The organism is Streptomyces sp. LARHCF249 (genome assembly GCF_052871255.1).
The window spans coordinates 137885-151653 of the sequence record NZ_JBIXJQ010000002.1 but is presented as its reverse complement, the minus strand read 5'-3'; the positions used below and the strand labels follow the sequence as shown (position 1 = coordinate 151653).

Annotated in this window: 13 protein-coding genes; 5 read left to right on the top strand and 8 right to left on the bottom strand. The window is 72.0% G+C overall.

Annotation, left to right across the window (positions count from 1 at the left end):
- From ACIPUC_RS05530 to ACIPUC_RS05515, 4 genes are all read right to left on the bottom strand, one after another.
- Positions 1–1122: a TIGR03364 family FAD-dependent oxidoreductase gene (locus ACIPUC_RS05530; RefSeq protein WP_446586916.1), complete on the bottom strand. Its 1122-nt coding sequence runs from the start codon at positions 1120–1122 to the stop codon at positions 1–3.
- Positions 1123–1270: 148 nt separating this feature from the next.
- The gene (locus ACIPUC_RS05525; RefSeq protein WP_446586915.1) at positions 1271–2035 is read right to left on the bottom strand and encodes a GntR family transcriptional regulator; all 765 of its coding nucleotides are present in this window, start codon (positions 2033–2035) and stop codon (positions 1271–1273) included.
- Between the two features lie 33 nt (positions 2036–2068).
- Complete coding sequence (locus tag ACIPUC_RS05520; protein ID WP_446586914.1) at positions 2069–2818, bottom strand: hypothetical protein; 750 nt, start codon at positions 2816–2818, stop codon at positions 2069–2071.
- A gap of 488 nt (positions 2819–3306) precedes the next feature.
- Positions 3307–4449: an ROK family protein gene (locus ACIPUC_RS05515; protein ID WP_446586913.1), complete on the bottom strand. Its 1143-nt coding sequence runs from the start codon at positions 4447–4449 to the stop codon at positions 3307–3309.
- Between the two features lie 56 nt (positions 4450–4505).
- On the opposite strand from ACIPUC_RS05515, the gene ACIPUC_RS05510 reads away from it, so the two are divergent.
- The gene (locus ACIPUC_RS05510) at positions 4506–5612 is read left to right on the top strand and encodes a Gfo/Idh/MocA family oxidoreductase (RefSeq protein WP_446586912.1); all 1107 of its coding nucleotides are present in this window, start codon (positions 4506–4508) and stop codon (positions 5610–5612) included.
- A 102-nt stretch (positions 5613–5714) separates the two neighbouring features.
- Complete coding sequence (locus ACIPUC_RS05505; protein ID WP_446586911.1) at positions 5715–6938, top strand: LPXTG cell wall anchor domain-containing protein; 1224 nt, start codon at positions 5715–5717, stop codon at positions 6936–6938.
- Positions 6939–7047: 109 nt separating this feature from the next.
- On the opposite strand, the gene ACIPUC_RS05500 is transcribed toward ACIPUC_RS05505, so the two are convergent.
- The 4 genes from ACIPUC_RS05500 to ACIPUC_RS05485 form a co-directional block, all read right to left on the bottom strand.
- A complete protein-coding gene (locus tag ACIPUC_RS05500) occupies positions 7048–7905 on the bottom strand; it encodes a fumarylacetoacetate hydrolase family protein (protein ID WP_446586910.1) in 858 nt (285 codons plus the stop codon).
- Between the two features lie 123 nt (positions 7906–8028).
- Entirely contained in the window at positions 8029–8709 is a 681-nt protein-coding gene (locus ACIPUC_RS05495; protein ID WP_446586909.1) for a YidC/Oxa1 family membrane protein insertase, read from the bottom strand.
- 135 nt (positions 8710–8844) lie between these two features.
- Positions 8845–9162: a DUF6412 domain-containing protein gene (locus ACIPUC_RS05490; RefSeq protein ID WP_446586908.1), complete on the bottom strand. Its 318-nt coding sequence runs from the start codon at positions 9160–9162 to the stop codon at positions 8845–8847.
- Between the two features lie 125 nt (positions 9163–9287).
- A complete protein-coding gene (locus tag ACIPUC_RS05485) occupies positions 9288–10088 on the bottom strand; it encodes a class E sortase (RefSeq protein WP_446586907.1) in 801 nt (266 codons plus the stop codon).
- A gap of 56 nt (positions 10089–10144) precedes the next feature.
- On the opposite strand from ACIPUC_RS05485, the gene ACIPUC_RS05480 reads away from it, so the two are divergent.
- The 3 genes from ACIPUC_RS05480 to ACIPUC_RS05470 all read left to right on the top strand — a co-directional run bounded on the left by ACIPUC_RS05480 (position 10145) and on the right by ACIPUC_RS05470 (position 13753).
- Positions 10145–11149: an SEC-C metal-binding domain-containing protein gene (locus ACIPUC_RS05480; protein WP_446586906.1), complete on the top strand. Its 1005-nt coding sequence runs from the start codon at positions 10145–10147 to the stop codon at positions 11147–11149.
- Positions 11150–11247: 98 nt separating this feature from the next.
- Entirely contained in the window at positions 11248–12780 is a 1533-nt protein-coding gene (locus ACIPUC_RS05475) for an ATP-binding protein (RefSeq protein WP_446586905.1), read from the top strand.
- A complete protein-coding gene (locus ACIPUC_RS05470) occupies positions 12773–13753 on the top strand; it encodes a PD-(D/E)XK motif protein (RefSeq protein ID WP_446586904.1) in 981 nt (326 codons plus the stop codon). Before ACIPUC_RS05475 ends, ACIPUC_RS05470 begins: the two co-directional genes overlap by 8 nt.
- The last annotated feature ends 16 nt before the right edge of the window (positions 13754–13769 follow it).

Genomic DNA, 13769 nt, shown 5'->3' with positions numbered 1-13769 from the left:
TTACCAGCCCAGTTCGTTCGCGGTGGTCTCGGCTATGGCGGGCGAGCAGGTCATGCCGCGCCCGCCGGGTCCGGTCACCAGCCAGACGCCGTCGGCCACCTGCTGGCGGTGGACGACGCGGGTGGTGTCGGTGCACTGCGCGTACACGCCCGCCCAGCGGTGCCTGATCTTCGGCAGGGGGCGGCCCAGGAAGGACTCGACCACCTCGGCGAGGTGCTCGTAGGGGTCTTCGAGGGTGTCGAACGCGAAGGGGTGCTCGTACTCGTGGGTGTCGCCGATGGTCAGTCCGCCGTCCAGGCGCTGGACCATCAGCAGCTGCATCTTGTGGGCGGCGGCGATCGGCGCCTGTGCCTGCTCGGCGGCCAGCGCGTCGAGGGCGCCGGACGCGTACGCGGGGTAGTAGCGGAAGCTGTCGGCGTCCGCGACGGAGGTGGTCAGCGGCTCGCCGAGCGGGGCGGTCTGCATCATCTGGAGGCGGACGCGGCGCACGGGCAGGTCGGGAACCAGCTCGCGGACCAGGCCGGACAGCCAGGCCCCGGTGGCCAGGACGACCACGTCACCGCGGTGGACGTCGCCGTGGTCGTCGCGGACGGCGCCCGGGCCCGCGACCTCGCGTACCTCCCGCCCGGGGAGGAAGGTGTACCGGCCGCCGGCCGTGAGGGCTTCGCGCAGGTGGAGCTGCGCGGTGCGCGGTTCGACGGCCGCGTCCCGCTCGCACCACAGCGCCGCCTCGAAGGCGCCGCGCAGGGCCGGGTTGATCTCCCGGGCCTCCGCGGCGGTGACCAGCTTGTAGCCGCGGGCGGCGGCGTCGGGGCGGGCCGCGGCCGCCTCGGCGACCGCGTGTTCACGGGCGTTGCGGACGGGGGTGAGGGAGCCGATGGCGCGGAAGCCCAGTCCGGGCACCTCCGCGCCGATGCGCTCCCAGAGCTCGCGGGCCCGCAGGGCGGTGTCGAGCTCCTCGCCCCCGGCCCGTCCGCTGACCCAGATCTGGCCGAAATTGCGCAGGGACGCGCCGCGGGCCTCGGCCTCTCGCTCGATCTGGACGACCTCGTGGCCGCGTTGGACTGCTTGCCAGGCGTGCATGGTGCCGACCACGCCGCCTCCGACGACTATGACTCTCACGCCGTCCACGGTGGGCGCGGCCCGTGACCCGGGGGGATCCGGCGGACGACGCGCCGGTGAACAGCCCCCCAAGCTTGGACTAGACCCGTTACCGTTCCGTGATGAGGATACGTCCTTTTTGGGGTAGGCAAGGGTGGTTCCCTCGGGACTATTCGGGCCGCAGACGGGTCGTGAAGCTGAACCGGTCGCCACGGTAGAGCGAACGCACCCGCTCCAGCGGCCGGCCGTCCTGGTCCCGCGAGAAGCGGTGGATGAGCAGCATCGGGAGGGCGGGCGGCGTGCCGATCAGCAGGGCCTCGCGGGGCGTTGCGAGGACCGTCTCCAGCTTTTCGTCGGCGTCGCCGAAGGAGATGCCGAGCCGGTCGCGGAGGTATCCGTAGAAGGAGGAGTCGGGCTGGAAGTCGATGTCGAGCCGCGGCGCACGGGCCACCCGCACGTACGTGCTCTCCAGTCCGACCCGCTCGTCGTCGGCCAGCAGGACGCGCTCCAGGTGCCAGACCGGCTCCCCGGCCTCGGCGCCGATGCCGGGGGCGAGGTCGGGCGGGCACGCGAACCGCTCGAGCCCGATCAGGTGACGGCCCGGACGGCGGCCCTGGCGGCGGACGCCCTCGGTGTAGCTCGCCAGGGACAGCGGCTGCTCCAGCTTCGGGCCGGCGACGACGGTCCCGCGGCCGGCGCGGCGCAGGCGGCCTTCCAGCAGCAGCTCGCGCAGGGCCTGGCGGACGGTCTCGCGGGACACCTCGTACCGCTCGGCGAGATCGCGCTCGGTGGGCAGCGATCCGCCCTCGCCGAGCTCGTCGAGGAGCTCGGCGATGCGGGCCTTGACGGCGTAGTACTTCGGGATGCGGCCGTGCTCCGGGATGCCGGAGCGGACGGGCGAGCCGGGACGGTGGTGCTGGGTCTGTTCTTCCACCCTGGGACTCTATGCGGGGCGGGTGTACGGAGATCAGCGGGCGGGGCCGCGCAGCCGCCGGGCCCCGATCACGAGTCCGCCGCCGAGGGTGAGGGCGGCCACGGCACCGGCCCCGATCCCGTACGCCCGTTCGCGGGAGCCGGTGTGCGCGAGGGAGCCCGCCTCGTAGGGGTCCTCCGGGCCCTCGACGGAGAACCGGTAGCCGCCCGCCTCGCCCACCCAGTCGCCGTCGTCGCCCTTGCGCTGCACGAGGGCGGCGTCCGCGACGACCTCACCGGTGGGCGCGTCGGGCGCGAAGGCGAGGCCGACCCGGACGGTCAGCGAGCCGCCCGCGGCGACGGTGAAACCTGGGAAGGCGGACCCGCCGTCGAAGACGGCGATGATCTCGTCGCGGTCGGTCCGCTCCAGGCTGACGGGGAGGGTGCCGTTCGGGGTGTCGAACTCCATGCGCAGGTGGGCGGGGCGCAGGGCGCGGGCCTTGTCGGTGAGGACGACGACGGGGTGGATGTCCGTGCAGCGGGAGTCGGTGGTGTTCGTCAGGTCCAGGTACCAGGTCTGCGGGCCGCCGCCCGTGCGGTACACGGCCGGTCCGCCGCGGATCCGGGCCCCGATGGGGAAGGCGTGGCTCTTGCCGTCCCCGCAGGTGGCCTGCGCGCGGGACGGCAACGCGGGCGCGGGGCGGGCCCCGCCGCCGGTACCGATGTCCGCGCCGGCGGTGGGTGCGGTGGCGACCAGGGCGGCGGAGAGGACGGCGCCGAGGGCAAGGGCTTTGCGCACTCGCATGGAAGACCCTTCGCTGCTCACCGGACGGGACGATGGTCGGACGAGGTGACTATCACCCTGCCCAACCCGCACCTTCCCACGCCCATCACCCCACCCCTGCCCACCACGCCCAAACCCCTCCGCTTTACCCCCGAACAGCCCAAACGGTCAAGCCCCCACACCGAAACCCGTCCACCCCGACCCACCCCCCTCCAGCCCCCCACCGAAACCCGTCCACCCCGACCCACCCCTCCAGCCCCGCATCCAGCCCCGACTCAGCCACCCCGGCCCGATCCGGCCCGATCCAACTCCACACCCGATCAAGCCCCACCGGCCCAGCCAACCCGGCCCCATCCAGCCCCGCCGGCGTTTGAGGCGCGGGGTCTGGGGCGGAGCCCCAGATCTTTCCGGAGGCCCGCCCGGTCAATCCCTCCGGGCGGCGCCCAAGGCTTCGGCCGTGCCGGCACACGAGGCCCGGCCCCGACAACAACGGCAACGGCACCGGCCCCTCACTCCGCCCGACCGAAAACCGGCCCGAGCACCAGCTCCGCGGCCCCCTCCGCAACCCCGGCCTCTGCCAGAGCCACCCCCACCGGCCCCGCACCCGCCCCCCGCACCGCGATCACCCGCCGGACCCCGTCCAGGAAGACCCCCGGCGCCCCTGCCACCACGCGCCCGCCCAACACCACCCGCTCCACATCCAGCAGCGCCACCAGGTTCGCCGCCCCCTCCCCCACGATCCGCGCGGCCTCGGCAAGATCCCCCCGAGCCACCGCCGCCAGGCACAAGACCTCCGCGCACCCCCGCGCCCCGCACCGGCACGGCGGCCCGTCCAGCCGGAGCACCTGGTGCCCGAACTCCCCCGCCCCCGAACGCCCGCCCCGGTAGACCTCCCCGCCCAGCCGCAGCCCGGCCCCGAGCCCGGTCCCGACGTGCAGGTACACCGAGGTGCCGCGGGATCCGGGCGCAACGGCGGCCGCGCCGGCGTTCGTGTCCTTGTCCAGCAGCACCGGCACCCCCAGCCGCCCCGCCAGCACCTCCCGCAGCGGAAACCCCTCCCACCCCGGAAACCCCGTCACCCGGCCCATCACCCCGGCCCGGTGGTCCAGCGGCCCCGGCGCGGCCACGCCGACCCCCAGCAACGGCTGCCCGCCCGGGTCACCGACCCGCGCGAGCGCCCGTACGACCTCCTCCACCACCACGTCCGGACCGGCCCCGAAGTCCAGCGGGCCGCGGCTCTCGGCGACGACCGTGCCCGCCAGGTCCACCCGTACCGCCCGGAGCTCGTCACGGTCCAGGTGCACCCCGGCCGCGTACCGGGCCTGCGGCACCAGCCGCAGCAGGGTGCGCGGCTTGCCGCCGGTGGACACGGCGCGGCCGGCCTCCGCGACCAGCCCCTCCCCGCCCAGCCGGGCCGTGATCTTGCTGACGGCCTGCGGCGTGAGCCCCGTACGGGCGGCGAGTTCGGCACGCCCCAGCCCCGCCGGCCCGGCGCCGCGCAGCAGGTCCAGCAGGAGCGCCTCGTTGTGCCCGCGCAGCGCCGGCAGGTTCACCCCGCCCCGCCCCCGCCCGTGCCGGCACCCGTGCCCGTACCCGTACCCGTAGTGCCCGTCCGCGTCGTCTCCGTGTCCGTCCCCGTTTCCCCTGTTCACCCGCCCATTGTCCACCCTCCTTGCACTTCGACAACGCTGTTGCCAAAGTGGCACCCATGAACGTCACCGCCCCCGCCACCCGCCGCTCCGCCCCCCTCCGCGTCGGCCTGATCGGCTACGGACTCGCCGGTTCCGTCTTCCACGCCCCGCTCGTGGCCGCCACCGACGGGCTCGTCCTCGACACCGTCGTCACCTCCGACCCGGGGCGGCAGGCGCAGGCCCGCGCCGAGTTCCCCGACGTCCGGATCGCCGCCTCCCCCGACGAGCTGTGGGCGCGCGCGGGCGGCGCCGAGGCCCTCGACCTCGTCGTGATCGCCTCCCCCAACCGGACCCACGTCCCGCTCGCCACGGCCGCCCTGACCGCGGGGATCCCCGTCGTCGTGGACAAGCCGCTCGCCGCCACCGCCGCCGAGGCGCGCGAACTCGCCGCCCTCGCCGAGCGGACCGGAACGTTCCTGTCCGTCTTCCAGAACCGCCGCTGGGACAACGACTTCCTCACCGTCCGCCGCCTCCTCGCGGACGGCGAACTCGGCGAGATCCAGCGCTTCGAGTCCCGCTTCGAGCGCTGGCGCCCCCAGCTCAAGGGCGGCTGGCGCGAGTCGGGTGCCCCGGAGGAGATCGGCGGCCTGCTGTACGACCTGGGCAGTCACGTCGTCGACCAGGCGCTTGTGCTCTTCGGCCCGGCGGTACGGGTCTACGCGGAGGCCGACGCGCGCCGGCCGGGCGCCGAGACCGACGACGACACCTTCATCGCGCTCACGCATGCGAACGGGATCCGCTCCCACCTCTACGTCAGCGCCACCACGGCCCAACTCGGCCCGCGCTTCCGCGTCCTGGGCTCCCGGGCCGGCTACGTGAAGTACGGCCTCGACCCGCAGGAGGGCGCCCTGCGCGAGGGTCTGCGGCCCGGCACGGAGGCGGCGTGGGGCGAGGAGCCCGAGCACCTGTGGGGGCTGCTGGGTTCCGGGGAGTCCCCGCTGACCGGCGGCGGCACCCCGGTACCGACGACCCCGGGCGACTACCCGGCGTACTACGCGGCGGTGGCGGCGGCCCTGCGCGAGGGAGGGCCCGCGCCGGTCACTGCGTACGAGGCCGCGCACTGCCTCGAGGTGCTGGAGGCGGCCCGCACCTCGTCCCGGGACGGAGTGGCCGTCGAACTGTGAGCCGGCGCTCCTGAAAATCGGCGAACCCGGGGCGCACAAACGATCTATCCTGCACAGATTGCCATCAACATGATCATCACGTGTGTGAAGAATGGATCTTCTGTGAAGCTGCCCCGGATCGCGTCGGTCGTCGCTGCCGCCGCGATAGCCCCGGCCGTCCTGCTCTCCTCGCCGGCCTTCGCCGCTGACGTCCCGTCGGCCTCGACCCCGTCCACGCCGTCGGCCCCCACCGCGCCCGACCAGGACTCCGAGGGCCGGCCGGTCGCGGGGAACCCGGCGGGGAACCCGGCGGACAAGCCCGCGGACAAGCCCGCCGAGGACCCGCAGGCCGCGAAGGACCGGGCCGCGATCCAGGCGATCCTGGCCGACCCGGCGACCGGCCGGGGCGTGCGCGAGGCGGCCGAGAAGGCGCTCAAGGGGACGGCCGCGGACATGCGGCACTTCCTGGAGGTCGTCTGGCAGAAGGAGCAGTACGTCGACGACCAGGTACGGGTCTTCCAGATCCACAGCACCGGCGGCGTCGCCGTCAAGCGGGAGGCGGAGAAGGCCCTGCGGGCCGGAACCCACGCCGCGCTGAAGGAGTTCCTCACCGTCGGGCAGCACAAGGCCCGGTACGAGGACGACCAGGTCGAGCTCTTCCGCATGCTGAACGGCGCGGGCAACGGCATCCGCGAGGCCGTCGAGAAGCTCCTGCGCAGCGGAACCCCGGAGCAGGTGCGCCAGTTCATCGAGGTCGACCAGCACCACGTGCGTGCGAGCGACGACCGCGTCGAGCTGTCGCGCGTGTACGAGAGCGCCGGCCCGGGCCTGAAGGCGGCGATCAACGCGCTCCTCAACGGGCACCCGTCCAACGCGGAGCTGCGTGAGTTCGTGAAGACGGGGCAGCACAAGCTGCGCGACGAGGACAACAGCGTCCTGATCTCGTCGATGGTGAACAACGCCGGTCCGGAGCTGAAGAAGGCCGCCCTCGCCGCCCTCAAGGGAACGCCCGAGGACCGTGCCGCGTTCCTGGCGACCGGCCAGCACGAGGCGCGCGCCAAGGACAAGGCCGCCGAGGAAGCGGCCGCCAAGGCGGAGCAGGACAAGAAGGACAAGGACAAGGACAAGAACGGGTCCGCGGGCACCGGCACCGGCACGACCCAGATCGCGGCCCAGGGCGCCGGCGGCAACGGCAACGTGACCGCGGCGGGCGGGTCCGCCCCGCTCGCGAACACGGGCGCCGGTTCCGAGAACGCCTGGTTCGCGGGCGGCAGCGCCGCCGCGCTCGCCGCGGGCGCGGGCCTGGTGCTCGCCAACCGCCGCCGCCGTACGCCGACCGAGGGCTGATCCGCACCGCACACCACGCGCGCGGAAGGGGCGGGGCTGCCATCGGCGGCCCCGCCCCTTCCGGATGTTTCCGTGTTCGCGTGTTCGCGTGTACGCGCCACGTGCGGCGCTACGCGCCCTTGAACTCCTGGCGCTGGCGGCCCAGGCCGGCGATCTCCAGCTCCACGACGTCGCCGGCCCGCAGGTACGGCTTCGGTTCCGGCTGGCCCATGGCCACGCCGGCCGGCGTACCGGTGACGATGACGTCACCCGGGTACAGGGTCATGAACTGGCTCAGGTACCGGACGACCTCGCCGACCGGGAAGATCTGGTCCGCGGTGTTGCCGTCCTGCTTGAGCTCGCCGTTGACCCACAGCTTCACGTCCAGGACCTGCGGGTCCGGGATCTCGTCGGCGGTGACCAGCCACGGGCCGAGCGGGGTGAAGGTCTCGCAGTTCTTGCCCTTGTCCCAGGTGCCGCCGCGCTCGATCTGGAACTCGCGCTCCGAGACGTCGTTGACCAGCAGGTACCCGCCGACGTGCGCGAGGCCCTCCTCGGCGGAGGCCAGGTAGCGGGCGGTGCTGCCGATGACGACGCCGAGCTCGGCCTCCCAGTCGGTCTTCACGCTGCCGCGCGGGATCAGCACGGTGTCGTCCGGGCCGACCACGGTGTCCGCCGCCTTGAGGAACAGGATCGGCTCGGCCGGCGGCTCCGCGCCGATCTCGGCCGCGTGCCCGAAGTAGTTCAGCCCGATGCCCACGATCTTGCCTATGCGGCCGACCGGCGCGCCGATCCGCAGCCCTTCGGCGTCCAGGACCGGGAGCTCGCCCGCTTCCGCCGCCTCCCGTACCCGGGAGAGTACGGAGTCCTCCGCGAGGAGAGTGCCGTCCACATCCGTGATCAGGCCGGACAGGTCACGCAGGGCGCCGTCCTGGTCGAGCAGCGCGGGGCGCTCCGACCCGACGGGTCCGACACGCAGCAGCTTCATGGGCATTCTCCCGTGGTCGTGGGTGGTCGGCGCATGGGCAGGCCCATGCGCCGGCCGATGGGTTGCGGCCATCGGAGGATTGGTCGATCCTCCAAGAAGTCCGAACAATCCGCAAGACCCTGTTCACAGACTGGAACGCTCACCTCCGCGGGCCGCCCCACCTGCGGCCTCGCCCCCAGCCCCTGCACCCGCTCCTGCGCGGGACTGCAGCCAGACGCGCTCCGCCACCGACCAGCCCGTGGTGGTCAGCAGGTACAGCCCTGCCGCGAGCGGGACCACGGCAGCCGTGATCAGCGTCCCGAAGGACAGCAGGGGCAGTACGCCGCCCAGCTTGCGCATGACCTCCTGCTGCTCGGCGCTCGCCCCGGCCGGAGCCGCGGCCCCGGCCGGGGCGAGCGCGGCCTCGGCGGCAGCCCGGCGCCCCCGTACCGCACTCCACGCGGCCACGACCCCGATCGCCGCGAACAGCCCGAGGAACACCAGCCCCTGCTCCCCGAACAGGCCGCCCTCCCCCAGCGCCTCGGTCCACCGGGCGCCCAGCGGCGCGGCGAACAGCCGGTGCGCCAACAGCTCGCCCCCCGAGGAGAAGGCCTGGTACATCAGGAAGAACACCGGCAGCTGCAGCAGCACCGGGAGGCAGCCCGCCGCCGGCGTCGCCCCGCGGAAGGCGGCCCGGCTCAGCGGATGCAGGGCGAGCCTCACGAGCACGGTGAACAGCACGATCGCGGCAGCGGTCGCGGACTCGGCCAGTACCGGCTCGAGAAGCCGGCCCAGCTCGGCAACAAGGTGGGTGAAAACGGACACGCGGGCCCTCCGAAGGGTCTCGTCGACGTCGAAAGAGATGCAGGGAGATGCATTTCGGCGTGACGACCCGCGAGGGGCGACGACAGTGATCAGTCAGTCAGCAGAAGGCGAAAAGTGGTGCGGTGCTGCGCGCCCCTACGCGGCCGTCGGGACCGGACGGCCGGGCGCCCTGGGCCGCGACCGGCCCGAGGCATCGGGATCGCGCTGCGGCAGGAACGCCGTGCGCTGCTCGCGATCACGGATCGCGGTGCGTATTCGGTGCGGCGGCACGGGCCGCGCCAGACGCGCGGCGGCAGCCAGGGCCTCGGCGCCCACGGCAACGGTGGCGGCCAGGGCGACGACGACCGCGCCCAGCCCGCCCTCCCCGGCGAACAGCGCGAGCACTCCCCCGAGCAGCAGCAGAGCCGCCACCCACGAGGTGCGGGAGACGAACAGCAGGAAGCGCCGAGCCATACGGACCTCCCCCTTCCACTCCCCCGCGCGAACCTCCGTACGAGAGACGCGACTTGCCATCGATACTAACCGGCCCCACTGACAAGGAGTCGGGACGAGACGGGATCAGGCGGGATGAGGCGGGATCAGGACCTGAGGGTCCCCCACACCACCAGCCGGTACTTGGACGTGTACTCGGGCGTGCAGGTGGTGAGCGTGATGTACGCACCGGGCTCGCTGTACCCGTAGTCCGGTTTCACCAGACTGCGCGGCACGGCCGCGATGACCCCCACATCCCGCTCGGTCGTCTCCCCGAGCACCTTCCCGACCACGTACGTGAACCGCTTCCCACGCACCTCCACGACCAGTTCATCGCCGGCCCGCAACCGGTTGATGTACCGGAACGGCTCCCCGTGCGTATTGCGGTGCCCGGCCAGCGCGAAGTTCCCCTCTTCCCCGGGCCCGGCGGTCCCGGGGTACTGCCCCGCGTACCCCTTGTCGAGCACGGCCCGCTTGTCGATCCCCTGCGCGACGGGCACGGTGAGACCGAGACGGGGGATCCGCAGGACGGCGTACGCCCGGTCCCGGGCGGGCGCTCTGGCAGCAGGTGCCCGGGGGGCGGACGACTCCGGCGACAGCGACGGCGGCGACGAACGGGGCTCCGTGTCGCCGGCCTGCGCGGAGGCGACCGGATCGGCGCCGGCGGACTCCTCGGCAGGACTTTCCGGCGTCGTACGGGCCCAGTCGCTCTCCAGGGCCTTGACCTGCTCCTGCGCGGCGGCGACGGCCTGCCGGTTGGTCCACCACACCTGGTGCACCACCAGCAGCAGGACCACCACCCCCACCGTGACGGTCAGCTCGGCGGCCGCCCACAGCACCCCCGCGAGCCCGGCCCGGCGCGCCCGCCGGCCGCTCCCCTGAACCACCACAGGTATGTGATCCCGCACGGGCGGCACCCTAAGTCCTCCCCCGTCAACTGACCAGCAGCAGTACGGTGTGATCCATGCGCCCTGACACGCCTGCCGAGCACATCGCCGAAGCCGAGCGCCTCATCCGCACGGCGACCCGCTACCCCGAGGACCAGGAGCCGTTGCTCCTCCAGGCCGCTGCCCACCTCGAGTTGGCAGACGCCCGGGACCGCGCCAGCGCGCTGTACGACCAGCTCCTCTCCGCCTCCCCGGCCAACCCTCACCTGATCAAGGCCCTGCAGGCGGCGAACCTCTGGGAGTACGGCCACGAACCGGAGGCCCGCGCCCTGATCTCGGGCATCCGCGCGGCTTCCCCCAAGGACCCGGCGCCCTGGGAGGTCATCGCGGAAACCCTCGAGGCCCACGACGAGTTGGAAGCCTCGCACGACTGCTTCACCGAGGCGGCGAGCCTCCTGATCGCGGACACCGACCCGCTCACTCCGGCCACCACCGCCCTCCTGACGGGCCGCCACCGGGTCCGGCGCCTGCTCGGGCGTCCGCACGACGACTGGGACATGGTCGCCGACACCCGCCACATCGGCCCGATCCCGCTCGACGAACTCCACGACCCGAAGCGCATCTGGGCCCTCGGTTCCGACGACCCCGCCGAACTCCGCGCCGAGATCGCCCGCCTCCGCGCCGAACTGGGCGACCGCCGCGCCGCCCTCTCCCGCCCGTTCCCGGTGGCGATCCTCCACTGGCCCGCCCGCGAGCTGGCCGAACTCCTCACCTCGTACCCGACCCTCGCCGCGGAGTACCCCTCGCACGAGGCCCACCTCCGGGAGATCGAGACCTCCCTGCGCGCCCTCGCCGCCTCGGGCACCACGAACCTCGGCATCGTCACGGCCAGCGTCCCCTCCTACGAGGCCTTCGCCGCCTCGGAACGAACCTCGCCGGCCTCCCCCTCCCTCCTCGCCGAATACGCCACCACCCTGGCCGCCCGCGGCAAAGCCACCCCCTGGCCCCCCACCCCCACAAACCCCTGCTGGTGCACCTCAGGCAAGCCCTACGCGGAGTGCCACGGGATCACCAACCCCTGACTCCACGGTCGACGAGCCGGCCGTATTCACCCAGACCTGCCGCAAGTGACACGCGCGGATTAGGCTCGTCCTCGATTCGACGATCCGCGAGGCAGGTAATGACCGACGACTGGCAGTTCGAGGTTCCCACCACCGGCAGCAAGCACCTCCCTCCTGACGCCCGGTACATGGAGGCGCTCAGCAGCCAGGGATACGGGTTCGAGGTGGCCATCGCCGATCTCGTCGACAATTCCATTGACGCCGGGGCTCGGGACGTGGTGATCCACTTCCTGCGCGACGAGGACCGGCTCGTAAGCCTCCTGGTCATCGACGACGGGAAGGGGATGACCGAGGAGGAACTCGACGTCGCAATGACCGTCGGGGGCCGGCGCGACTACGCCTCCGAAGCCCTGGGAATGTTCGGCACCGGGTTGAAGTCCGCATCACTGAGCCACGCGTCCGCGGTGACGGTCGTGAGCAAGACGCGCAGGACCAGGGCCGTGGGCCGTCGTTGGCTGATGGAGCGGGCCGTGAACGGGTACCAGTGCGACATCGTGGCAGCCGACTATGCACAGACACTGATCGACCGGTACGCCCAGCGGCCGATCACCTGGCAGGGCACCGTCATCCGCTGGGACGGGGTGAAGAACTTCCCCCGGAACGGCGGAGGTGGGCAAACCGACCGCTACCTGCACCGGACCATCAACCGACTCGGCCTCCAGCTCGGTCTGTACCTGCACAGGTTCCTCGCCAAGGACGACTTCAACATCACGATCGCGGTCGAGGACGTGAACACCGGAACCGAGTACATGAACTTCGGAGTCGAGCCCCTCGACCCGTTCGGATATCCGGTACCAGGTCACCTCGACTACCCACGGCGCTTCACCGTGGATCTCGATTCCATTCGCCCCGTTTCCCTCGACGCCCACGTCTGGCCGGCGAAATCAACCCTGGACGGATACAAGGCGGTCGGCTCCGTTCTGGAACGCCAGGGCTTCTATTTCTACCGGCACAATCGTCTCGTGCAGGCAGGCGGGTGGAACAATTTCCGGCAGCCCGACCAGCACCTGTCGCTTTCCCGCGTCGCCATCGACCTTCCGCCACATGGAAACGAAGTTTTCCGGCTGACGGTGAAAAAGGAAGGCGTGGAGGTCTCCCCCGAGTTCATCTCCGCCTTGGAAGAGGCGCGGGACGCCAACGGGCGGCGATTCGTCGACTACGTCGCAGACGCCGAGTCGGTTTATCGGGAGGCACGCAAGCGGGCGGGCACCACTCGAAAGTCCGTCGTCGGGCCGGGCAAGGGGTTCGATCCCGCCGTACGGGAGGCCATCGAGGACGAGCTGCCCCTGCTGCCAGGCGAAGAGCCCATCGCCATCCGCTGGCAGGCTTTGGACAACAGCCTGTTCTTCGATGTCGACAGGGAGAACCGAACCATCGCCTTGAATCACCATTATCGGTCGGCGATTCTCGGCGGACGGCGCGGCGGTCTCAATGACGCCCCTACCTTGAAGTCCCTCATGTACCTCCTGCTCCACCAGGTATTCGAGAAGGAATACAGCGGGAGCCGCGAAAAAGACAACCTTCAATTGTGGCAGTCCATCCTGGTGGCCGCCGCACGCACCGAACTGGAACGCATGGGCGACGATGACTGATACCGGCGGATACCCGGAGCTGCCCTGGTCGACCGTCGAGCACTATCTCGGGGAACGACAGGCAGCCAGCTACCGGCTCTCCGCACCGACCGCGGAGCGCGCGGTCTGGTATGAGATCGGGGACGGCGGGCAGGAGATTTCGCTGCAGGTGGAACTCGACCGCCATCAGCAGCCACCGCGCTCATCGCTGCCGGCCGTGACCATCGACCAGGTGCGACGCGGCGAAGCGCGGATGGCCCGCATCCACACCACCCACGTGGCGTTGATGCGCGATTTCCACGATCTTCTCATCGCCATCGCGGACCGCATCATCACCGGCGAGCGCGATCTCGGGCAGGCCTTCGAGGAGACGGTCCGGGCCTGGGGGCGGCTGCTCGACCAGCCGCGCGGCCTCGGAGTGGAACGTCGCATAGGACTGCACGGAGAACTTGCGGTGTTGCGCGCCGTGGCGCGCTCCCACGGGTGGGCGCAGGCGGTCGAGGCGTGGACCGGCCCCAAGGCGGAGCAGCACGACTTCGGGCTGTCCGACTCCGATCTCGAGGTGAAGACCACCGCATCCGAGAGGCGTCGACACACCGTTCACGGGATACACCAGCTCACGGAGAGCTCCGGACGACCCTTGTGGTTCGCCTCGCTTCAACTGACGCGTGGTGGACTCGGCGGCCGCTCCCTGGGTGAGTCGGTGGCCGCGGTGATCCGCGACGCCCGCGCGGCGCATCGCATCGCGTCCGCGCGCCTGGAAAGCGCCCTCGCCTCCGGCGGGTGGAGCGAGAGCGACCCGGACGATGAACGCTGGACTTTGCGCACGGCGCCTTTGCTCGTCCCGGCAGAGCAGCTGCCGAGGTTGACCGAGTCGATGATTCCCTTCTCCGTCCGAGAGCACGTCTCATCGATCGACTACCGCATGGACGTGACCCATCTGAGCTCGGCACCCGGCCCGCCGGTCGACCTCACCGACTTCCGTCTTCCGTGACCGACGAGGACCCTCA

Coding starts and splice junctions, on each gene's coding strand:
- ACIPUC_RS05470 (WP_446586904.1), top strand. CDS start 12,773: ATGACTGATACCGGCGGATACCCGGAGCTGCCCTGGTCGACCGTCGAG.
- ACIPUC_RS05475 (WP_446586905.1), top strand. CDS start 11,248: ATGACCGACGACTGGCAGTTCGAGGTTCCCACCACCGGCAGCAAGCAC.
- ACIPUC_RS05510 (WP_446586912.1), top strand. CDS start 4,506: ATGAACGTCACCGCCCCCGCCACCCGCCGCTCCGCCCCCCTCCGCGTC.
- ACIPUC_RS05480 (WP_446586906.1), top strand. CDS start 10,145: ATGCGCCCTGACACGCCTGCCGAGCACATCGCCGAAGCCGAGCGCCTC.
- ACIPUC_RS05520 (WP_446586914.1), bottom strand. CDS start 2,818: ATGCGAGTGCGCAAAGCCCTTGCCCTCGGCGCCGTCCTCTCCGCCGCC.
- ACIPUC_RS05490 (WP_446586908.1), bottom strand. CDS start 9,162: ATGGCTCGGCGCTTCCTGCTGTTCGTCTCCCGCACCTCGTGGGTGGCG.
- ACIPUC_RS05500 (WP_446586910.1), bottom strand. CDS start 7,905: ATGAAGCTGCTGCGTGTCGGACCCGTCGGGTCGGAGCGCCCCGCGCTG.